This is a genomic window from Streptomyces sp. NPDC086147, from assembly GCF_040702165.1.
GTDB lineage: Bacteria > Actinomycetota > Actinomycetes > Streptomycetales > Streptomycetaceae > Streptomyces.
This window is the reverse complement of the sequence record NZ_JBFBJO010000027.1, coordinates 37,542-59,085: the sequence shown is the minus strand read 5'-3', so window position 1 is coordinate 59,085 and position 21,544 is coordinate 37,542. Positions and strand designations below refer to the sequence as shown.

The following is a 21,544-nucleotide window of genomic DNA, read 5'->3' as shown; positions in this document are numbered from 1 at the left end:
CTAGCGTCGGGGCGGCGACACGGTCACGGAGAGGGCGAGGAGACGCGCATGACGACGTTCGTACTGGTGGCGGGCAGCTTCACCGGTGGCTGGGTGTGGGAGGAGACGGCGGTCCTGCTCGGCAGGGCGGGTGCCGAGGCGCACCCGGTGACCCTGACCGGCATGGGCGACCGGCGCGAGGAGGCCGGTGACGGCACCGGCCTGGAGACGCACGTCGAGGACCTGGTGCGGCTGATCGACGGTCTCGCGGCGGCCGAGGTGGTCCTCGTGGGCCACGGGTACGGGCTGCACCCGGTGCTCGGCGCCGCCGACCGGCGGCCCGGGCGGGTCGCCCGGATCGTCGCCCTGGACACGCTCCTGCCGCAGGACGGGGAGCCGGCCGAGCGCTCCGTGCCCGACGCCGGGGGCCGGGCCGACGCGGACGGGCGGGTCCCGCCGCCGACGCGGGAGACCCGGTCCCGCTGGGGCGGCCTCGAAGGCGTCCCCGAGGACGCCCTCGTACGCCTGGAGCGCCTCGCCGCGCCCCAGCCGGCCGCCACGCTCACCGCACCGCTCCGCCTGACCGGGGCGGCCTCCGCCCTGCCGGTCACCGGCGTCCTGTGCACGGCCGCCGGGTCGACCGTCGCCATGGTCGAGATGCTGGTGGAGTCGGGCCCGCACCGGTTCCGCGCGCTGGCCGACGACCGGATCCGCTTCCTCGAACTCGCCACCGGACACTGGCCGATGCTCTCCGCGCCCGCCGCGCTCGCGGAGACCCTGCTCCGCGCCGCGGCGGGCGAGGGCCGCCGGGTGACCGCGCCCGCGGACGAGCGGCCGACGCACCTCCGGCCCTTCCTCGAAGGCGTACGGGACGTCCCCGAGGCCCCGCGCGAACGGCACGGCCGGGTCGATCTCCACCTCCCGGACGCCGAGGGGCCCCGGCCGGCGATCGTCTTCGTCCACGGCGGCCCGGTCGACCCCGACCAGCGGCCCACCCCGCGCGACACGCCGTTCCTCCAGGGGTACGGACGCCTCGCGGCCGGCGCGGGCGTCGTCGGCGCCACCCCGGACCACCGGCTCCACGCGCTCACCGACTACGCCCGCGCCGCCGAGGACCTCGCCGGCGCCGTCGCACTCGTCCGCGCCGACCCGCGCGTCGACGGGGAGCGGATCGCGCTCTGGTTCTTCTCCGGCGGCGGGCTCCTCGCGGCGGACTGGCTCGCCGCGCCCCCGCCGTGGCTGCGGTGCGTGGCCGCCACCTACCCGATGCTCGCGCCGCTGCCCGGCTGGGAGGCGGTGGAGCCCCGCTTCCGCCCGGTCGACGCGGTGGGCACGGCGGACGGGCCGCCGGTGGTCCTGACCCGGGCGGGCCGGGAGCACCAGGCGATCGCGGCGACGGTCGAGGAGTTCCTGACCGCCGCCGGGAAGCGCGGGGCCCGCGTCGAGACCGTCGACGTGCCCCACGGCCGCCACGGCTTCGAACTGCTCGACCCCACCGAGGAGTCGGCCGGGGCCGTCGAGCGGGCGATGACGGCGGTGCTCGCGCTCCTTGAGGAGTGACGGATGCGCGTACGTACGGGGACGGGGCGGCGACCGTGCGCGTCGGAGGTGCCGGTCAGACCTGCGGCGGGGCCACCGCGAGACTGACGACCGGGCAGCCGGGGCAGCCCGTCAGGACGTCCCGCTGACGGGGCGTCAGCGGATTCAGGAAGACCACCGCGTCGGCCCCCGTCCGCTCGCGGACCTCCGCCACCTCGCGGACCTTCCCGCCGCTCAGGAGCGTCCGCGGGGAGAGCGGCAGGGCCGTCTTCGCCGCCCCGCCGCGGGAGACGCCGCGGCGCTGCACGGCACGCGCCACGACCCGGGCGCCCCGGTCCGCCAGGCCGGCCGCCGCCGCGTCCATCAGGGCGGCGAAGTCCCGCTGCCGGGCGGAGAAGTACCCGACGAGCACGACGTCGGCCCCCGCGACGGCGAAGGGCGCGGCGGCCGGCGGGGCACCCGCCCCCCGCCCCCGGGGAGCGGGGCGCCGATCACGTCTGCGGTGCCGCTGCATGGGTTCACGGTAGGGCGGGCGCCGCCCGCGCCGACAGGGGTTTTCCCCGTCGTCGGCGGGCGGGCCCGCCCGGGCGCGGGGAAGACGTGACGGCGCGCCGCCGGTCGGCCGGCGGCGCGCGAAAGGGGGGCAGGCGGTGCGCGGAGCGGGGTCAGGGGGCGACCGTCTCCGTGGTGATCAGTTCGACGAGGCCGGGGAGGCCGCCCTCGGCCAGGGCGCGGCGCTGGCGGTCGGCCGAGGTGCCCTCCTGGAGCAGCCGGTGCAGCAGGGAGGTCACCTCACGGGTGTCGCCGGACTCGTCGAGGGCGGGCGTGATGTGTTCGAGCAGCGCGCACATCACGTCGCCCGCCCGGCGCGACCGTCCCTCCGGATCGACGAGGAGGCCGCTCAGACCGTGCCGGGCGGCGTGCCAGTTGGACGCCTGGAGGAGCTCGGGCGAGCAGTCGGGGAGCGGCATCCCGGCCTTCTCCTCGTTGATCGCGGTGGCGACAAGGGCTCGTACGATCCCGGCGAACATGACCGCCTCGTCGGCGCGGAGCTGGACGTCGGCGCAGCGCACCTCGACCGTGGGGTACCGGTCGGACAGGCGGGCCTGCCAGTACAGCTGGCCGGTGTCGGCGATGATGCCGGTGTCGAGCAGCGACTGCACGCGCTCCTCGTGGTCCGCGAGCGAGGTGAAGCGCGGCGGGGGACCGCTGACCGGCCACCGGCCGAAGATCACCGTGCGCCAGCTCGCGAACCCGGTGTCGCCGCCGTCCCACAGGGGCGAGTTCGCCGACATGGCCACCAGGACCGGCAGCCAGACCCGGATGCGGCTCAGGACGGCGACGCCCATCTCGCGGTCCGGCACGGCCGCGTGCACGTGCATCCCGTTGACCAGCTGTTCGGCCACGAGCTGCGGGGCCTGGGAGGACATCGCCAGGTAGCGGGCCTTCCGGGTGACCGGCACGGGCGCCGCCTCCCGGTAGGGGGCGGTCGCGCAGGCGGCCAGCAGACAGCCGTTCTTCTCCGCCGCCATCCCCAGCGCGTGCCGCAGGCGCAGCAGGTGGCCGCCGACCTCCTCCAGGTCCGTGCAGACCGGCGTGGCGACCTCCACCTGCGCCTGGAGCAGCTCCGACTGGACCTCGGAACCCTCGACGAGCGGCTGCAGTCCGGCGGACGCGCGCACCTGGTCACCGAGCGGCACCGGAAGGCATGTGTCCGGATCGAGCAGCAAGTACTCTTCCTCGACCCCAATAGTGATCATGCCCCCCGACTACCCCCGATCGGCGGGGTGAAATCGGTCCGGCGGTCATCGCTTTTCCGCAGGTCACGCGGAGGACACCACCCGGCTGCGGACGGTGAGGGGAAGCGCCCCCGCTCAGTGGCCCAGGTGCCGCTGCATCCAGTCGGCGGCGGTCCGGCGGAACAGCCGCCGGTTGTCCGCCCGCCGGAACTCGTGCCCCTCGTCACGCAGCGTGAGAACCTCGGCCGGCAGGCCCCGCTCCCGCGCGGCGCGCACCATCTGCTCGGACTCGCCCGGCGGGACGTTCGTGTCGTGCTCCCCGTGCACCGCGAGCAGCGGGACGCGCAGCTCGTCGACCCGGCTCATGGGGGACAGGGAGCGCAGCAGCTCCCGGTCGCGCACCGGATGCCCGTACTTGTGCGCCGCCGACTCGGCGATCCACGGCTCCGTCCCCGCGAAGAACGTCGCGAGGTCCGACATCCCGCACACCGCGACCCCGGTGCGGAACAGCTCCGGGTGCCACACGAGGGACGCCATCGTCAGATAGCCGCCGTACGAGCGCCCCATCACCGCGAGGCGCGTCGGATCGGCCAGGCCGTCCAGGATCACGTGCGCCGCGCAGTCGGCCACGTCGTCGATCGCCGCGAACCGCCCCGTACCGAGGTCGGCGTCCACGAAGGACCGCCCCCAGCCGGACGAGCCGCGCACGTCGGGCGCGAAGACGTCCAGGCCCCGGCCGAGCAGCTCGTGGTACAGCGGGTCGAACACCGGCCGCTCCTGCTCCTCCGGCCCGCCGTGCAGATGGATCACGCACGGGGCCGGGCGTCCGGCGTCGCGCCCGGGGGCCCGGTAGTACCAGCCGCCCAGGTGCAGCCCGTCGCGGGCCACCGGCCGCAGCGGTACGGGCCGTACGGGCGGCCGGCCCGGAGGCACGGCGTCCTCGTCCCGGGAGGACCAGGGCGTGCGCGCCGACGGCGCCCCCGGAGGGGCCCACCACACGCCCGGACGGCGCTGCGAACCCGACACGGCGAGGACCGTCCCGGCGGGCCCGGCCCGGGTGATCCGGGTGACCACCTCGTGCGGCAGCGGCACCTCCCGGGGCCTGGCCGCCGTGGACAGGCTCAGGGTCTCCAGCTCGGTGGCGCCCCGCACGTTCCACGCGAGCACGGCCGTGCGCCCGTCCTCGGCGAACGCGAGGAGCTCCAGGTCGCTGTCCCCGCGCTCGGCCACCACGGACAGGCCGAGGCGCCCGCCGTCCTCGTCGAGCGCCGCCGCGAGGAGCGCCGCGAACTGCCGCTCGTGGTCGCTCCGCAGCCACAGGGTGCGGCCGTCCGGGGAGAACCGCCCGATCCAGGGGTCCCCGTCGCCGACCCGCAGGACGGAACCGGTCGCGAGGTCGGCCGTGCGGACCACCACCGCCTCCCGCCGTCCGCGCGGGCCCCGGCGCACCAGGGCGAACCGCCCGTCCTGGCTGACGTCGCACACCCGCAGCGTCGCCGCCCCCGACTCGGCGGCGAGGAGCACGGGCGATCCGATCCCGGAGGGATCGACCAGATACGCGGTCAGCCGGTCCGGCACCCTGCCGTCGAGCCCGCTCACCCCGCCGTCCGGACCGTCCGTCGCGTGACCCGGGACGCCGCCCGCTCCGTGGTCCGGCCCGCCGCCGTCCCGGCGGCCCACCTCCCCGTGCCCGGCGCCGCCCAGGAGCGTGGCCGGGCCGTCCCGCTCCGCCCAGCCCGCGGCCAGGTCCCCGAACGCCGTCTCGTGGTCCGGGACGGCCGGCTCCCGGAGGGCCGCCGCACGGCCCGCCGGGGGCGGCGGCTCGGCCACCGTGACCGCCACGGCCGAGCCGTCGCGCGTCCAGCAGCCCAGATAGGCGGAGCTGCCCGCGTCCGCGCCCGCCACGATCCGGCGGCCGGTGCCGTCCGGCCGTACGCACAGGACACGGGTGTGCTCGCCGCCCCCGGGGGCGACCGTGTAGGCGATCCACCGCCCGTCGGGGGACCAGGACACCTCCGTGACCGGATCGGGGTCCGCGTCGAGGAGGTGGATCTCCGAGCCGTTCGTCAGCCCGGTCCACAGCTGGGGGACGCCCGTCCGGTCGCAGATGAACGCCACCCACTCGCCCGCGGGGTCCGCGGACGGGTACCAGCAGCCGTGCGAGACCAGCGGCCGGGGCGTGTCGCGGCTCCCGGCCGCGTCGGCCAGCGGCACCGGCACGGGCGCCGCCGACATCGCTCCGGCCGGCGGCACCGGCACGGGCGCCGACGGCATCGTCCCGATCAGTCGATCCCGTGCGTCTGCAGCCATATCTCCAGCAACGCTACGTGCCACAGGGCGTTCGCTCCTCGCTTCGTCCGGTGGTGGTCGGGGGCGGAGAGCAGCTCGGCGACGTACTCGTCCCGGAAGACGCCCCGCGCGCGTGCCTCCGGCGCGGACAGCGCCTGACGCACCCGTTCGAGGACGGGTCCCGCCATGTGGCGGATGGCCGGCACCGGGAAGTACCCCTTGGGCCGGTCCACGACCTCGCGCGGCAGCAGCTTGCGGCCCGCGTCCTTCAGGACGCCCTTGCCGCCCTGGGCCAGCTTCAGCTCCGGCGGGCAGGCCGCCGCCAGCTCGACCAGCTCGTGGTCCAGGAACGGCACCCGGGCCTCCAGGCCCCAGTCCATGGTCATGTTGTCCACGCGCTTGACCGGGTCGTCGACCAGCATCACGTGGGTGTCGAGCCGCAGCGCCGCGTCGAGCGCGGTCTCGGCCCCCGGCGCGGCCATGTGCTCGTGGACGAACCGGCCGGACTCGTCCCGCCCGGTCAGCAGGTGCGGCTGGAGGATCCGGGCGAAGTCGGAGTGCGGACGGTCGAAGTACACCTCCGCGTATCTCTCCGGCTCCCGCTCGCGCGCCACCGACGCCAGGTCCGGGTACCAGCGGTATCCGGCGAACACCTCGTCGGCGCCCTGGCCGCTCTGGACGACGCTCACCTCCTTGGAGACCAGCTCCGACAGGAGGTGGAACGCGACCACGTCATGGCTGATCATGGGCTCGCTCATGGCCAGGACCGCGCTCTCCAGGGCGGTCGAGACCCGGTCCGAGGGGACCATCAGCTGGTGGTGCTCGGTGTCGTAGCGCCGGGCGATCAGGTCGGAGTACGCGAACTCGTCGCCCTCCTCGCCGCCCTCCGACTCGAAACCGACGCTGAACGTCGCCAGGTCCCGCTGGCCCTCCTCGGCGAGCAGCGCCACGATCAGGGACGAGTCGAGCCCGCCGGAGAGCAGCACGCCGACCGGCACGTCGGCGACCATCCGGCGGCGCACCGCCGTCCGCAGCGCGTCCAGGACGGCGTCGCGCCAGTCGGCCGCGTCCATGCCCGCGTGCTCGTCGCGGCGGGTGTACGACGGCTGCCAGTAGACCCGGTCGCGGTACGTGCCGTCCGGCTCCACCACGCGCACCGTGGCGGGCGGCAGCTTGCGCACCCCGTTGAGGACGGTCCGCGGGGCCGCCACCGTGGCGTGCCAGCTCAGGTACTGGTGCAGGGCGACCGGGTCCAGGGTCGTGTCGACGTCGCCGCCCGCGAGCAGCGCGGGCAGGGTGGAGGCGAACCGTAGCCGGCCGGGGGTGTGGGACAGGTACAGCGGCTTGATGCCCAGCCGGTCGCGGGCCAGGACGAGCCTGCCGGTGTCGTTCTCCACTATGGCGAACGCGAACATGCCCTTGAAGCGGTCGACGCAGTCGACGCCCCACTGGTGGTACGCCTTGAGGACCACCTCGGTGTCCGAGGTGGAGAAGAACCGGTGCCCCAGGGTCTCCAGCTCCCGCCGGAGCTCTTGGTAGTTGTACACGCACCCGTTGAACACGCCCGTGAGCCGGGCCTCGGCGTCCGCCATCGGCTGGGCGCCGCGCTCGGACAGGTCGATGATCTTCAGCCGGCGGTGCCCCAGGGCCACCGGGCCCTGCGACCAGACGCCCCGGCCGTCCGGGCCGCGGGCCGCCAGCCGGTCGGTCATGCGCTCGACCGCGGCCACGTCGGGCCTGCGGTCGTCGAAACGTATCTCACCGCTCAGACCGCACATGTCACGTCCGTCCGTCGTGCCACCGCCGCCCCCAGCGCGTCCGGGGCCTCGCAGCCCTCCTCGACCTCATGTGCATCACTCACTGCAGACTCCTCGAAGACAGGGAGCAGGCGCCCGTGCGTCCCTCGGTACGGGGCGCGCGGCGACCCGCTCCGTAGGGCGAGTGCCCGTCCGGCCGGGGATCATGCCTTCCGGAGCGTCATGTCGCGTGTACCCTCCGTACCATCCACCTGGGGTTTTTGTCCTTTTAGGCGGGGCAGTCGAAGCTGCATGGACCACTCACAAGCACCCGTGCTCGACGCCCTGGTCGCGTACCACGCGGAGAACCAGACCCCCTTCACCCCGCCCGGCCACAAACAGGGCCGCGGCGCGGACGCCCGCGTGCGCGCGGTCCTCGGGGACGCCGTCTTCCGGTCCGACGTCCTGGCCACCAGCGGCCTCGACGACCGCACCTCGTCCAGGGGCGTCCTCGCCAGGGCGCAGGAGCTGATGGCCGACGCCGTCGGCGCGGAGCACACCTTCTTCTCGACCTGCGGCAGCTCGCTCTCGGTCAAGGCCGCCATGCTGTCCGTCGCGGGACCCCACGAGAAGCTGCTCGTGGGACGGGACGCCCACAAGTCCGTGGTCTCCGGCCTCGTGCTCGCCGGGATCGTGCCGGTCTGGGTCGACCCCGAGTGGGACGCCGAACTGCACCTCGCGCACCCGCCGTCCGCCGACTCCTTCCGCGCCGCCTTCGCCGAGCACCCCGACGCCCGGGGCGCGCTGGTCACGACACCGACCCCGTACGGCACCTGCTCCGACCTGGCCGCCATCGCCGACGTCTGCCACGAGCACGGCGTGCCGCTCGTCGTCGACGAGGCGTGGGGCGCCCACCTGCCGTTCCACCCGGACCTGCCGACCTGGGCCATGGACGCCGGCGCGGACGTGTGCGTGACCTCCGTGCACAAGATGGGTTCCGGCCTCGAACAGGGCTCGGTCTTCCACCTCCAGGGCGACCTGATCGACCCCGAGGTCCTCAAGAACCGCGAGGACCTGCTCGGCACCACCAGCCCCTCCGTCCTCGTGTACGCGGCCCTCGACGGCTGGCGCCGCCAGATGGTCCAGCACGGCCACGCCCTCTACGACGACGCGCTCTCCCTGGCCAAGACGGTGCGGACCCGGATCGACGGCATCGCCGGCCTGCGCGTCCACGGCCACGACGACTTCTGCGGCCCCGGCCGCGCGGCCGACCTCGACCCCCTCCAGGTCATCGTCGACATCACCGGACTCGACACCACCGGCTACCGCGTCGCCGACTGGATCCGCGAGCGCCACCACGTCAACCTGCACCTGTCCGACCACCGCCGCACCAGCGCCCAGCTCACCCACGCGGACGACATCCACAGCGCCCAGCTCCTGCTGGACGCCCTGCGCGACGCCGCCGCGCACGCCGACGAGCTGCGCCCGGCACCCCGGGTGGAGGTGCCCGACCCGGCCGACCTGCGCCTGGAACAAGCGATGCTCCCGCGCGACGCCTTCTTCGGACGGGTCGAACAGGTGCCCTTGGACGAGGCCGTCGGCCGGGTGGCCGCCGAGATGCTCACGCCCTACCCGCCCGGCATCCCCGCCGCCCTGCCCGGCGAGAGGCTCAACGCCGAGGTCCTGCGGTACCTGCGCAGCGGCGTCGAGGCCGGAATGGTCGTCCCGGACGCGGCCGACACGCAGGTCGGGACCGTACGCGTGACCGTCGAGGACTGACGGCCCGGTCCTCCCGGAGCCGGGGCGGCCGCTGTCCCTTCCTGCCCCCGGGGCCAAGAACTCCCGGGGGCAGGAAGAGACAGGTCCCGGTCACATCCCCGCCGCGGCCTTCTCCCGGAAGCGGTCCCAGGCCCGCTCCGGCACGTCCGCCCGCAGCAGGACGTCCACCGCCGTGCAGGCGAGCGCCTCGGCCGCCACGAGCATCGCCCGCCGCGCCCGCGGCCCGGCGGCCGCCTCCGCGAACTCCGGCGTGTGGTCCGAGCCGTCCGAGCCCATGATCGCGAGGAACGGATGGATCGCCGGTACGCGCGTGCTGACGTTCCCGATGTCCGACGAGCCCAGGTACACCCCCGCCTCGGGCTCCGACAGCCGGACGCCCGCCCGCTCCAGGTGCCCGGCGAAGAGACCGGACAGCACGTCGTTGTCGCGGAAGTGCTCGTACCGGCCGCCCACGTCGGTCACCTCCACCGTCGTACCGGTGGCCAGCGCCACGCCCCGGGCGCAGGTGCGCAGCTCCTCCACCAGCTCCTCCAGGGCGGTCGTGGTCCCGCCGCGCAGCCCGAAGAGGCCCTCCGCGTACTCGGGGACGATGTTCGTGGCCCGGCCCCCGTCCGTCACGATCCCCTGGACGTGCGACCCGGAGGGCAGGCGCTTGTGCAGGACGCCCAGCGCGTTGAACAGCTGGATCAGGGCCCCCAGCGCGTCGATCCCCTCCGTGAGGCTGCCCGTCGGATGCGCGGCCCGGCCGTGGAACCCCACCCTGATCTGCGCGCTGGCCGTCAGCGGGGCCCACCTCCAGTCGTACACGCCAGGATGGAACATCAGCGCCGCGTCCACCCCCTCGAACAGGCCCGCCTCCACCTCCGCGACCTTCCCGCCGCCGCGCTCCTCCGCCGGGGCCCCGACGGCGAGCAGCGTCCCGCCGATCCCGCCCCCGTCCCCATCGAGCGCCGCCCGCGCGGCGAGCGCCGCGCCGAGGCCGGCCGCCGCGATCAGGTTGTGCCCGCAGGCGTGACCGAGCAGCGGCAGCGCGTCGTACTCCATCAGCAGGGCGACGCACGGCCTCCCGTCCGCCGCGCCCCGCCCGCCCTCCGCTCCCGCCCGGGCGGTGAAGGCGGTCGGCAGCCCCGCCACGCCGCGCTCCACCCGGAAGCCCTCCCGTTCGAGCTCGTCCGCGAGGAGCCGGGACGCCCCGTGCTCCTCGTAGGCCGTCTCGGGCTCGCGGTGCAGCGCGAGGCCCACCTCCCAGAGGCGGTCCGCCCGGGCGGCCACCTCCTTCCCGACGCGGGCGTACACGGCTTCCGGGGTACGGGACTCCTCCGGGGCAAGGGATGCCGAGGTGCGGGTTTCCGGGGTGCGGGACACGGGGTCTCCTCCGGTGCGAACGGTCTCCGACACCTTCGCGTCTTCCACGTCCGGCGCGCACGATGCCCGGAACGGCCGCTTCTTCTCGGACCGTCCGGCGACCACCGGGTCCCCTCCGGACGCCGGAGACGCACAGGTACATCCCCGCGCGATGGGTAGGCGTGGCGGACACGAGGACCGACGGAGGACGGGAGAGGCGTGTCCGCAACGAAGATCCGGGCGGGTGACTGGTGCCGGAGCCGGTGGCACACCGCCCGCACGACCCTCGGGGACGCCGTACGGGGGCCCGGCGAGGCGCGCGACGGGCTGCTGCTCCAGGCCAAGGGCGCGGCCGCCGCGACCGTCGCCTGGAGCCTCTCCTCGTGGCTGCTGCCCGCGAACGTCACGGCGTTCGCCCCGTTCACGGCGCTCCTCGCCCTCCAGGCCACGGTCTACCGTTCGATGTGGGACTCGGCCCAGTACCTGGCGGCCATGGCGATCGGCACGGCGGTGGCGGCGGGCTTCGGCAGCACCGTCGGCGTCCACGCCTGGACCCTCTGCGTCCTGGTCTTCGTCGCCCTCGCGGTGGCCCGCCTCCAGCTCCTCGGAGGACAGGGCGCCCAGGTCCCCGTGGTGGCCCTCTTCGCGTTCGTGGGCGGCGGCGGGCGGATCGACTACATCGGCCCCCTGGTCGCGTCCGCCGCCATCGGGGTGTGCTGCGGCCTCGCCGCCCACTTCGCCTTCGCCCCCTCGCCGCACACGGACACGGCACGGCGCCGGGTCGAGGAGCTGGCCGCCCGCACGCAGACCCTCCTGCGCGACCTGGCCCGGACCGCCGCCGCCAAGGCCGACGGCGAGGAGGCACCGGAGGAGGACTGGCCGCGCCGCTGCGAGGAACTGGCCGACCGGGCGGCGCACGCGCGCGCGGTGCTCGAAAGGGAGCAGGAGAACACCAGGCTCAACCCCCGCCGCCCCTGGAACAGCGCCCAGGCGTCGCTCCGGCGCTGCCACGAGACGATCGGCATGGTCGAGCGCATCGGCACGCACGTCCGGTCCGTCGCCCGCGCCCTGACCTACGAGCCCCGGCACCCCTCCGAACCCCGGCGTTCCTTCGAGGCGTCCGTCTCGGCCGACTTCGCCGCCTCCTACGCCGAACTGCTGCACGCCACCGCCGAAGGACTCGAACGCCTCGCCCCGCCCCAGGGGCCGAACGACCCCGCCCGGCTCCAGCGCGGTCTGGAGGAGGCCGAGCGCCGTTACGAGGAGGTGGCGGCGGCCACGGCCCGGTCCGACCGCCCCGACCGGAAGGGGGAGTGGTCCGTGCACGGCACGGTCCTCGTGGAGGCGGCGCGCATCCTGGAGGAGATCAAGCACACGGCGGACCTCGCCGCCGACACGCGCGGCTGAAGGCCGCCGCGCGCTCCCGACCGCCTCGCGACGCCCCCGTCGCCCTCTCGTGACGCCGCCCTGTGACACGCCTGTTACCGGAGGGGTGGCTTCCGTCACAGTCGGAGCGGTCCGGGACTGATCGACTCTCCCCATGCGCCGCACCGCCCTCCCCGCTCTCGCCCTCCCCGCCGCCGGCTGTCTCCTGCTGCTCACGGCCTGCGGAACCGAACGACCGGGGGCCGCCGCGTCCCCGGCCTCCTCCGCCGCCCAGGACTGCGGAGCCGGAGCGGCCACCGGATCGGGACCGGCCACCGGAGACGCGTCGCCGGGCGGTGACGAGGTCGTCGTCATCGGTACGGGCACGGCCCCCGGCGCCGGCCGGACCCGCCCCTGTGCCACGTACTCCGTCACCAATCGCGGGACCGAGCCCTTCACCTACACCGTCACGTTCCGCTTCCTGTCGGTGCGGACGGGCACCGGGCTGGCGAACCCGGAGGAGACCGTCCGGGACGTCGCCCCCGGCCGGACCGTGCGCCGCACCGTCACCCTTGAGGGCATCTCCCCGGACGCGGCGGGGCAGGTGCGCGCCGACGTCCTCACGGTGAGGAGCGTCCCGGTGGCCGAGGAAGCCTCCGAAGGGGGCGCCTGCCCGCCCACGGGCGTGCGCGTGTACGCCGACGACGGCGACGCCGCGATGGGGCTGCGCGTCGTCGGCCTCCACCTGGAGAACTGCGGCACCCGGCCGTACCGGCTCAAGGGCTACCCCCGCGTCGAACCCCTCGACGAGGCACACGCCCGGCCCGAGGGCGTGTCGGTCCTGGAGGGCGGCGACGCGATCGCGAGCGCCACCGGGGCCGACGGCCCGCCCGAGCAGCTGGTCCTCGCGCCGGGCGAACGCGCCCAGGCCGGTCTGGTCTGGCGCAATACCGTCGACAGCGTGACCGACGGCCCCGTGAACGCCCCCTACGCGCGCGTGTGGGCGAAGCCCGGCGCCGCCCCGGTCATGGTGATCCCCGAATTCGACCTGGGCACGACGGGGAAGCTCGGCGTCGGCCCCTGGAAGAAGGAGAAGGGACGATGACCCCTCACGGGCGTTAGCGGAACGACAGCGGGACGTGAGCGGCGGACGGCAGGGTGGTGCGCGCCGGCGGGCCGGGACGGTGTGACCGACCGTTCCGGGCCCGCCCGGACACCTGGGGGACGGACTCCACCTCGACGTGTGGAGGACGCGCTCCGCCCGGACGCATGGGGGAGGGACTCCGACCGGGCCGGACCCGGGGCGAGCCGTGGGGGCTCGCCCCGGGCCCCGTCCGGCCGTGGCCGCGACGGAACCCCGGGCCGTGGACGGCCGGTCGCCCGGCCGGCGGGCACCCGGCCGCCGGACATCCGACCCGCGACGGACGCCCGACCGGCGACAGACGCCCGGCCGCCGGACATCCGACCCGCGCCCGACTCCCGGCCCGTGCCGTACATCCGGCCCCCGACGGGCGCTCAGCTCACGACCGTGACCACCGTGGCCGCCATGACCGCGACCATCGCCGCCTGCATGTCGTGGATCGCGCGGCGCACGTCCTCGGCCGCCCACTGGCCGGCCGCGATCTCCTCCAGGCGCGGGGCGATCTCCCTGCGGGGCACGTCGGGGAAGGCGACGCGGTGCAGCTTCGCGCCGTGCACCAGCGCGACGAGGCCCGCCGTGCGTGTGTCGGGCGCGGCGCCGTCGAGGACCACGGCCCGCAGCCTGTCCCGCAGCTCGCGTTCCACGGAGCCGTCCGCCTCCGGGTAGCGGGTGACGGGGAAGATCCCCAGGACCCTGCGCTGCTCGGCGCGGACGAGCCCCCGCCCGTGCAGGCTCTCGGTCGTGGCCTTCACGGCCTTGGGGTGGTCCTTCGTCAGCCACTCGGTGACCTTCGGGGCCCGGCTCCTCCGCCCCGCCCACTCGGTGATCTGCCGCAGCCGCTCGTCGAGGAGCGGGACGTCGGTGGGCATCTTGTCCGCCACCCGGAGGCGTCCCCCGTCGACCGCCACGCGCCCGGCCAGGACGAGGTCGAGCAGGATGCCGCCGGCGACGGCCCACGCGGCGGACTGCTTCTCCTTCGCGGCCCCCGACTCGTCGTCGAGGGACAGCAGCATGATCTCCTCCGCGAGCGTGATTGTCACTCGGTACCTCCTGCTGTCGTGCGTTCGCGGCGACCGTTCTTCCGGTCGACCGTCCTTTCGCCTGGGTGGACGACGGAACGTTTCCCCTGGTTCCCGCGGTGGAGGGCCGTCGTTGGTCTGGACCTCCCGGTCGCGGGGCGCCAAGCTCTCCGTATGGACTTGGAGCTGAGGCACCTCAAGACGATCCGGGCCATCGCGGACGCGGGGAGCCTCACCAGGGCCGCCACCGCGCTCGGCCTCGCGCAGCCCGCCCTCAGCGCCCAGCTCAAGCGGATCGAACGCGCCCTGGGCGGGGAGCTGTTCGAGCGGGGCCGGGAGGGCGTGCGGACCACGGCGCTCGGCGACCTCGTCCTGGAACGCGCCCGCGTGGTGCTGCCCGCCGTGTGCGAACTCCAGGAGGAGGCGGTGCGGTTCGCCCGGGACGGGGCGGAGGGCTACCGGCTCGGCGGCACGCACGGCCCGCTGCTGGGCGGCCTCGTCGACCGGATCGCCCGTACCGATCCCGGGGCGCCCGTCACCACGTACACCTCCTGGTCGGAGCGCGAGATCGCGGGCGGGGTGGTCGCGGGCCGGCTCGACTTCGCGCTCGTCGGGGTCTGCGGCGAGAGCGGCCCGCCCGAGGCGGGCCGGCTCGCCTGGACGGAGGTGGCCCGCGACCCGGTGTACGTGATGCTGGCCGCCGACCACCCGCTGGCGCCCCGCACCGAGATCGACCTGGCCGAACTGGCGGCCGAGGCCTGGACCGACGTGCCCGGCGACGGCTGTTTCGGCGACTGCTTCGCCGCCGCGTGCGTACGGGCCGGCTTCACCCCGGCCTGCGTGTACGAGACGGACACCGCCTCCTGCGTGCACCTGGTCCAGGTCGGCCGGGCCGTCGGCCTGTGCCGGGCCACCTTCCCGGTCACCCCCGGCCTCGTGACCAGACCCCTCGCGGGCGCGCCCCTGGTCTGGCGCCACCTGCTCGGCTGGCACCCGGAGGGCCGCGCCGCCGGCCGGGCCGCCGCCGTCCTGAACCACACCAGGGCCGCCCACGAGGAGGCGCTCGCCCGCAGCGCCGGCCGCACGACGGCCCCGGCCCCCCGCGAGGGCTCCCCGCGCTGACGCGCGCCCCCTTCCCATACCCCGACGCCCTCGTCCGCGAAGGCCCTCCGGCCCCGGCCATAACGCCGTGGCAGGGGCCGACTGGCAACTGCCTTCTCCCCGGCGGGATCCCTACGGTTTCAACAGATCCCCCACCGCCAACCGAGGAGACTCCCCATGCTCCGACGACACGCCCGCACGGCGTGTACCGTGCTGGCCGCCGCCGGTCTCGCACTGGCCGGCCTCCAGGCCGGTTCCGCCACCGCGGCGCCGTACGACGAGGACCGCGCCCCCACCGTCAGAACGGCCGCCGACGCCCTCGGCGCCGCCTCCGCGCAACCCGAACTCCTCCGCGCCATGCAGCGCGACCTGGGCCTCACCCGCGCCCAGGCCGAGAACCGGCTCGCCAACGAGGCCGAGGCCGGAGCCAGGGCCGCCGGAATCCGCCTGGACCTGGGCGGCGCCTTCGCCGGCGCCTGGGTGGACGGCGCCGAGTCCGGCACCCTGACCGTGGCCACCACCCGCGCCGCCGACGCCGCCGCGATCCGCGCCGCGGGCGCCCGCGCCGAGGTCGTGACGCACGGTCTGACCGCCCTGGAGCGGGCCAAGGAGGCCCTGGACCGGGCCGCCACCGCCGAGGCGCCCGTCCGGTACGTCGACGTCCGCGCCAACGTCCTCGTCGTCGAGGAGGCACGGGCCGGGGCCGGCGCGCGGCTCGTCGCGGCCACGGGCGTCCCCCGCGGCCTGGTGAAGGTGGTCCGCACCGCCGAGGCGCCCCGCCCGCTGTACGACCTCCGGGGCGGCGACGCGTACTACATGAACGGCAGCGGGCGCTGCTCCGTCGGCTTCCCGATCACCAAGGGCACCACGCAGGGCTTCGCGACGGCCGGCCACTGCGGCCGCGCCGGGACCTCCACCAGCGGCTTCAACCAGGTCGCCCAGGGCAGCTTCCAGGCCTCGGTCTTCCCCGGCAACGACATGGCCTGGGTCGCCACCAACACCAACTGGACCGCCACCCCGTACGTGAAGGGCGCGGGCGGCGCCAACGTCCAGGTGACCGGCTCGGTCCTCCAGCCCGTCGGCTCCTCCGTGTGCCGCTCCGGCTCGACCACCGGCTGGCACTGCGGCACCGTGCAGCAGCACAACACCAGCGTCACCTACCCCGAGGGCACCATCTCGGGCGTCACCCGCACGACGGTCTGCGCCGAGCCCGGCGACTCCGGCGGCTCGTACATCTCCGGCAGCCAGGCCCAGGGCGTGACCTCGGGCGGCTCCGGCAACTGCTCCAGCGGCGGCACGACCTTCTTCCAGCCGCTGAACCCGATCCTCCAGAACTACGGCCTGACCCTGAAGACCACCACCGACCCGGGCCCGGGCCCCGGTCCGGGCGAGCCCGAGCCGGGCGGCACCTGGGCGGCCGGCAAGGTCTACAAGGCCGGTGACACCGTCACTTACGGCGGCGCCACCTACCGCTGCCTCCAGGGCCACCAGGCCCAGACCGGCTGGGAGCCGTCCAACGTCCCGGCCCTGTGGCAGCGCGTGTGACGCGAGGTCCGTCCCCGCGGTGACCGGGGGTGCCGCGGCTCCGAGGGGGTGCCGCGGCACCCCCTCCTTGCCGTGTCCGGCCCCTCACTCCTCCGCGAGACCGCCCCGGGTGATCACCTCCGCGTACCAGCGGGCGCTGTCCTTCAGCGTGCGCCGCTGCGTCGCGAAGTCCACGTGGACGATGCCGAACCGCTTGCTGTAGCCGTACGCCCACTCGAAGTTGTCCAGGAGCGACCACAGGAAGTAGCCCCGCACGTCCGCCCCGTCCTCCAGGGCCCGGTGCACCGCCGCCAGGTGCGCGTGCAGATAGGCCACCCGCTCCGGGTCCTTCACGTTCCCCGACGGGTCGGCGTAGTCGTCGTACGCCGCGCCGTTCTCCGTGATCACCAGCGGTACGCCCGGCAGTTCGTCCCGCAGCCGGACGAGCACCTCGTGCAGTCCGTTCGCGTCCACCGGCCAGTCCATGGCCGTGCGCGGCCCCGGCGCCGGCACGAACCGCACGTGCCGCTCCGCGCCCGCCCACGGCGCCGGCGACTCCGAGGAGCCCGCCGCGACGACGGACGGAGAGTAGTAGTTGATGCCGAGGGAGTCGATCGGCGCGGCCGCCGCCGTCAGGTCCCCGTCCTGCACGAACGACCAGTCCGTGGCCGACGCGGTGTCGCGGACCAGGTCCTCCGGGAGCCGTCCGTGGAAGACCGGGTCCAGGAAGATCCGGTTGCCGACGGCGTCGATCCGGCGGGCCGCGTCCAGGTCCTCGGGGGACTGCGTGAGGGCCCGTACGGCGTGCAGGTTGAGGGTCAGGGACACCTCGGCGGACGCGGGCAGCGCGCCGCGCAGCGCCCGCGCCCCCAGGCCGTGCGCCAGGTTGAGGTGGTGGGCGGCGCGCAGCGCGGCCAGGTCGTCGGTGCGGCCCGGCGCGTGCACGCCGTTGCCGTAGCCGAGGAAGGCTGCGCACCACGGTTCGTTGAGCGTGGTCCAGGTCGCCACCCGGTCGCCGAGCGCGTCCGCCATGATCCCGGCGTACTCGGCGAAGCGGTACGCGGTCTCCCGGTGCGGCCAGCCGCCCGCGTCCTCCAGCTCCTGCGGCAGGTCCCAGTGGTAGAGCGTCGCCACGGGCCGGATCCCGGCCTCCAGGAGGGAGTCGGCGAGGCGCCGGTAGAAGTCCAGGCCCTTGCGCACGGCCGGTCCGCGCCCGGTGGGCTGGACCCGGGGCCAGGCGATCGAGAAGCGGTAGTCGGTCACGCCGAGCCGGCGCATCAGCGCGACGTCCTCGTCGAGCCGGTGGTAGTGGTCGGCGGCGATGTCGCCGGTGTCGCCGTTGCGGACCTTGCCCGGCGTACGGCTGAAGGTGTCCCAGATGGACGGCGTGCGGCCGTCCTCGGCCGCCGCCCCCTCGATCTGGTAGGCGGCGGTGGCGGTGCCCCAGCGGAAGCCCTCGGGGAAGCGGAGCGTGGTCGCCGGGTCGGTGCGGGCGTCGAGCGCGGTCATGGGGTGGGAACTCCCTGGGGTGAGACGTTCTGTGGGGAGGAGGAGAGGGGGCGGGGGGCGGTCAGCCCTTGACCGCGCCCTGCATGATGCCGCCGACGATCTGCCGGCCGAGCAGGCCGAAGACGAGCAGCACCGGCAGGGTGCCGAGCAGCGTGCCCGCCATGATCACGGACTGGTCGTGGACGTAGCCGCCGCCGAGCTGGCGCAGGGCGACCTGGACGGTGGGCTCGGAGGAGGACAGGGCGACGACGGGCCAGAAGAAGTCGTTCCACGAGGCCATGAAGGTCAGCAGGCCGAGCACGGCCATGCCGGGCCGGGCGATCGGCACGACGATCGACCAGAAGATCCTGGCGGTGGACGCGCCGTCGACCCGGGCCGCCTCGATCAGCTCGTCCGGCAGGGACTGCACCAGGTACTGGCGCATGAAGAACACCCCGAACGCGGAGACCAGGCCCGGCAGGATCACCGACTGGAGCTGGTTCACCCAGCCGAGCTCGGCGATCAGCATGAACAGCGGGATCACGCCGAGCTGCGGCGGGATCATCATGGTGCCGACGGTGACCGCGAGCAGCGCGCCCCGGCCCCTGAAGCGCAGCTTGGCGAAGGCGAAGCCGGCCAGGGTGCAGCACAGCACGGTGCCGAGGGTGACCGACCCGGAGACGACGAACGAGTTGAGCAGCGCCTTGCCGATGTCGGCCTCTTCGAGGACCGCCTCGAAGTTCTTGATCAGGTTCGGCCCCGGGAGGAACGTCGGCGGGACCTTCGCCAGATCGGCGTTGGAGCGGCTCGCGGCGACGATCGTCCAGTAGAACGGGAACGCCGAGAACAGCACGGCGACGATCAGGATGCCGTACGCGAGGGGGCCGGCGTGCAGGGTGCGGCCCGCCCGGGAGGCCCCCCGGCGCGGCGTCCGGCCCGGCTCCGGGGCGGGAGGAGCGGCCGGGGGAGCGGCGGGCGCCGCCGGGGCGATCGGCGCGGTCATCGGCCGGCCTCCTTGCGGGAACGGCGGCGCGCGATCAGGGCGTTGAGCCCGACCAGCACCACGATGAGCAGGAACATCACCCAGGCGATGGCCGCGGCCCGGCCCAGGTGGAAGAAGCCCCAGCCCTGCTCGTACATGTAGAGCCCGAGCGTCTGGTACTGGTGCGAGATGCCGCCCGAGATCGACCCTTCGAGCAGCAGCGGCTCGCCGAAGAGCTGGGTCGAGCCGATCGTGGAGACGATGACGGTGAAGAGGATGGTGGGCCGCAGTCCGGGCAGCGTGACGTGGAAGAACTGGCGCCACCGCGAGGCCCCGTCCATCGCGGCCGCCTCGTACAGCTCGTCCGGGATCGACTGCATGCCGGCCAGGTAGATCAGCGCGTTGTAGCCGGTCCAGCGCCAGACGACGACCGTCGACACGGCGATCTGCGAGGCCACCGTGCCGTTCTGCCAGTCGACGGGGTCGATGCCGACGAGCCCGAGCGCGTAGTTGATCAGGCCGAAGTCCCGCCCGAAGAGCTGGGCGAAGACGAGGGTGGCGGCGGCGACCGAGGTGGCGTACGGCAGCAGCACCGCCGTGCGCAGGAAGGTCCGGCCGCGCATCCGGTAGTTCAGCAGGTGCGCCAGGCCGAGCGCCATGACGAGCTGCGGCACGGTGGAGAGCACGCCGATGGTGAAGGTGTTGCGCAGCGCGGTCCAGAAGTACTCGTCACCGAAGAGCGCGGTGTAGTTGCCGAGCCCGCGCCACTCCATGTCGCCGGGCGTCTGGAGCTCCACCCGGTAGAGCGAGACGAAGGCCGTGTAGATCAGCGGGAAGAGGCCGAAGGCGGCGAACAGGGTGAAGAACGGGGTGATGTAGGCGTACGGGGAGACCTTCTGCCAGGTCCGCCGGGCGGGTCCGGGGCGCCGGGGCGGCGCGGCCGGCTTCGGCCGGGCCGGTGTCTCGGGTGCGGTGAGGGTCACGGTGCGGCCCTTCGGTGGGGTCGGAGCGGGGGAGGCGGGGCGGACGGACCCCCCGGTCCCCGGGGGCGTCCGTCCGGCGGCACGGGTCAGCCGATGATGTTCTCGACGCCCTTCTTGGCGTTCGACCAGGCCTTCTCGGGCGAGACGCCCTTGCGCTCGACCTCGCTCAGCGCGTTGGTGATCTGCTGGGCGATGTTCTGGTCGTGGACGCCGAGGACCTGGACCGGGGCCTCCTTCGCCGCCTCACCGAAGATCTTGCCGATGGGGGCGTCCGAGAAGAAGGCGTCCTTCGCGTCGGCGACCTTCTCGATGGCGCCGGTGGCGGAGGGGAAGTTGCCCTGCTTCTGGAAGAGCTTGGTCTGCTGCTCGGGGGCGGTGAGCCACTTGATCAGCTCGTACGCCTCCTTCTTGTGCTTCGCGGCCTTCGGCACCGCCAGGTAGGAGCCGCCCCAGTTGCCGGCGCCGCCGGGCAGCTTGGCGACGTCCCACTTGCCCTTGCCGGCCTCACCGGCCTGGCCCTTGATGTAGCCGAGCATCCAGGCGGGGCACGGCATGGTGGCGAAGGAGCCGGCGGAGAAGGCCTGGTTCCACTGCGGGGACCACTGGTCGAGCTTGGCGCTCAGACCGGCGTCCGCGGCCTGGACGGCGTGGTCCCAGGCGGAGCGCAGGGCGGGGTTCTGCTCCCAGATCAGCTTCCCGGAGGCGTCGTAGTAGCGCTCCTTCTCCTGGCCGATCATGATCGAGTAGAGGCTGCCGACGCTGTCGAGCCAGGCGCTCTTGGCGGGGGCCTTCGCCTTGTACTGCTTGCCGAGGTCCAGGTAGCCGTCCCAGGTGGACCACTTCTTGGCGAGCTCCTCGCGGTCGGTGGGCAGCCCGGCCTGCTCGAAGAGGTCGGTGCGGTAGCACATGGCCTCCGGGCCGACGTCCGTGCCGAGGCCGAGGACCTCGCCGCCCTTGCCGGTGGCGGCGGCCCACTTGGCCGGGGCGAACTGGTCCTTCAGGGAGTCCGCCCCGTACTTCTTCAGGTCCTCGAACCGCTCGGCCTGCTGCTGGGTGACGGAGGCGATGCGGCCCACCTCGATGCCCTGCACGTCGGCGAGGCCGGCGCCGCCCGCGAGGCGGGTCTGGAGGGATTTCCAGTAGTCGGCCTCGTCCTCGGTGTCCGTCTGCTTGATCGTGACGCCGGGGTGGAGCTTCTCGTACTCCGCGTAGAGCCCGGCCTCCTTGTATCCGAAGGAGCCGAAGAGGTCGACGGTGACCGTGACCTTCCCTCCCGCGCTGTCCGAGGACGAGTCGTCCGACGACCCGCCGCAGGCGGCGAGCAGGGCCCCGGCGAGCGTGACCGCGCCCAGGCGGACGACGGCTCTCTTGGCGGCTCGGGCGATGGGCATGGGAAGCCTCCCTTGGCTCCGGAACGAGCGAGAGCGGTTGAGAGCGCTCTCAAGCGTGCGTGGGGAGCGTGCCCGTGCCACGGTGCATCCGTCAAGGCTCGAAGGCGTAACGGACGAGTGGAGAGGTCAACTCCCGCGTGCGTTC

At 74.6% G+C, this 21,544-nt stretch carries 16 protein-coding genes; 6 read left to right on the top strand and 10 right to left on the bottom strand.

What is annotated here, in order from left to right:
• Positions 1-48: 48 nt before the first annotated feature.
• Complete coding sequence (locus tag AB0398_RS31740; RefSeq protein WP_366379116.1) at positions 49-1,539, top strand: alpha/beta fold hydrolase; 1,491 nt, start codon at positions 49-51, stop codon at positions 1,537-1,539.
• 55 nt (positions 1,540-1,594) lie between these two features.
• On the opposite strand, the gene AB0398_RS31735 is transcribed toward AB0398_RS31740, so the two are convergent.
• From AB0398_RS31735 to AB0398_RS31720, 4 genes are all read right to left on the bottom strand, one after another.
• The gene (locus AB0398_RS31735) at positions 1,595-2,032 is read right to left on the bottom strand and encodes a hypothetical protein (protein WP_366379115.1); all 438 of its coding nucleotides are present in this window, start codon (positions 2,030-2,032) and stop codon (positions 1,595-1,597) included.
• 151 nt (positions 2,033-2,183) lie between these two features.
• Positions 2,184-3,278 carry a glutamate--cysteine ligase gene (locus tag AB0398_RS31730; RefSeq protein WP_366379114.1) on the bottom strand — a complete coding sequence of 365 codons (1,095 nt, stop codon included), beginning with the start codon at positions 3,276-3,278 and terminating at the stop codon, positions 2,184-2,186.
• A gap of 114 nt (positions 3,279-3,392) precedes the next feature.
• Entirely contained in the window at positions 3,393-5,567 is a 2,175-nt protein-coding gene (locus AB0398_RS31725) for a prolyl oligopeptidase family serine peptidase (RefSeq protein WP_366379113.1), read from the bottom strand.
• Positions 5,540-7,324, bottom strand: coding sequence for an N-acetylglutaminylglutamine amidotransferase (locus AB0398_RS31720; RefSeq protein ID WP_366379112.1), 1,785 nt, complete (start codon positions 7,322-7,324; stop codon positions 5,540-5,542). The genes AB0398_RS31725 and AB0398_RS31720 overlap by 28 nt, the downstream gene beginning before the upstream one ends.
• A gap of 270 nt (positions 7,325-7,594) precedes the next feature.
• Here AB0398_RS31720 and AB0398_RS31715 point away from each other — a divergent pair, with 270 nt between their 5' ends.
• Positions 7,595-9,061 carry an ornithine decarboxylase gene (locus AB0398_RS31715; RefSeq protein WP_366379111.1) on the top strand — a complete coding sequence of 489 codons (1,467 nt, stop codon included), beginning with the start codon at positions 7,595-7,597 and terminating at the stop codon, positions 9,059-9,061.
• 90 nt (positions 9,062-9,151) lie between these two features.
• Here the strand turns inward: AB0398_RS31715 and AB0398_RS31710 are convergent, their stop codons facing one another.
• Positions 9,152-10,357, bottom strand: a complete 1,206-nt coding sequence (locus tag AB0398_RS31710) for an amidohydrolase (RefSeq protein WP_366379126.1) — start codon at positions 10,355-10,357, stop codon at positions 9,152-9,154.
• A 267-nt stretch (positions 10,358-10,624) separates the two neighbouring features.
• Here AB0398_RS31710 and AB0398_RS31705 point away from each other — a divergent pair, with 267 nt between their 5' ends.
• Together AB0398_RS31705 and AB0398_RS31700 are read left to right on the top strand one after the other, a co-directional pair.
• Complete coding sequence (locus AB0398_RS31705) at positions 10,625-11,812, top strand: aromatic acid exporter family protein (protein WP_366379110.1); 1,188 nt, start codon at positions 10,625-10,627, stop codon at positions 11,810-11,812.
• 133 nt (positions 11,813-11,945) lie between these two features.
• Complete coding sequence (locus AB0398_RS31700; protein ID WP_366379109.1) at positions 11,946-12,875, top strand: DUF4232 domain-containing protein; 930 nt, start codon at positions 11,946-11,948, stop codon at positions 12,873-12,875.
• A 410-nt stretch (positions 12,876-13,285) separates the two neighbouring features.
• Here AB0398_RS31700 and AB0398_RS31695 read toward each other — a convergent pair whose 3' ends face one another.
• Positions 13,286-13,951: a GPP34 family phosphoprotein gene (locus AB0398_RS31695; protein ID WP_366379108.1), complete on the bottom strand. Its 666-nt coding sequence runs from the start codon at positions 13,949-13,951 to the stop codon at positions 13,286-13,288.
• Positions 13,952-14,104: 153 nt separating this feature from the next.
• Here AB0398_RS31695 and AB0398_RS31690 point away from each other — a divergent pair, with 153 nt between their 5' ends.
• Positions 14,105-15,052 (top strand): LysR family transcriptional regulator, encoded by a 948-nt coding sequence (locus tag AB0398_RS31690; RefSeq protein WP_366379107.1) that lies wholly within the window; start codon positions 14,105-14,107, stop codon positions 15,050-15,052.
• 156 nt (positions 15,053-15,208) lie between these two features.
• Entirely contained in the window at positions 15,209-16,576 is a 1,368-nt protein-coding gene (locus AB0398_RS31685; RefSeq protein ID WP_366379106.1) for a carbohydrate-binding protein, read from the top strand.
• 84 nt (positions 16,577-16,660) lie between these two features.
• On the opposite strand, the gene AB0398_RS31680 is transcribed toward AB0398_RS31685, so the two are convergent.
• The 4 genes from AB0398_RS31680 to AB0398_RS31665 form a co-directional block, all read right to left on the bottom strand.
• Entirely contained in the window at positions 16,661-18,064 is a 1,404-nt protein-coding gene (locus tag AB0398_RS31680) for a GH1 family beta-glucosidase (RefSeq protein WP_366379105.1), read from the bottom strand.
• A gap of 61 nt (positions 18,065-18,125) precedes the next feature.
• Entirely contained in the window at positions 18,126-19,046 is a 921-nt protein-coding gene (locus AB0398_RS31675; protein WP_366379104.1) for a carbohydrate ABC transporter permease, read from the bottom strand.
• Complete coding sequence (locus AB0398_RS31670) at positions 19,043-20,008, bottom strand: sugar ABC transporter permease (protein WP_366379103.1); 966 nt, start codon at positions 20,006-20,008, stop codon at positions 19,043-19,045. Before AB0398_RS31670 ends, AB0398_RS31675 begins: the two co-directional genes overlap by 4 nt.
• 86 nt (positions 20,009-20,094) lie before the next feature.
• Positions 20,095-21,399: an extracellular solute-binding protein gene (locus AB0398_RS31665; protein WP_366379102.1), complete on the bottom strand. Its 1,305-nt coding sequence runs from the start codon at positions 21,397-21,399 to the stop codon at positions 20,095-20,097.
• Between the last annotated feature and the right edge of the window lie 145 nt (positions 21,400-21,544).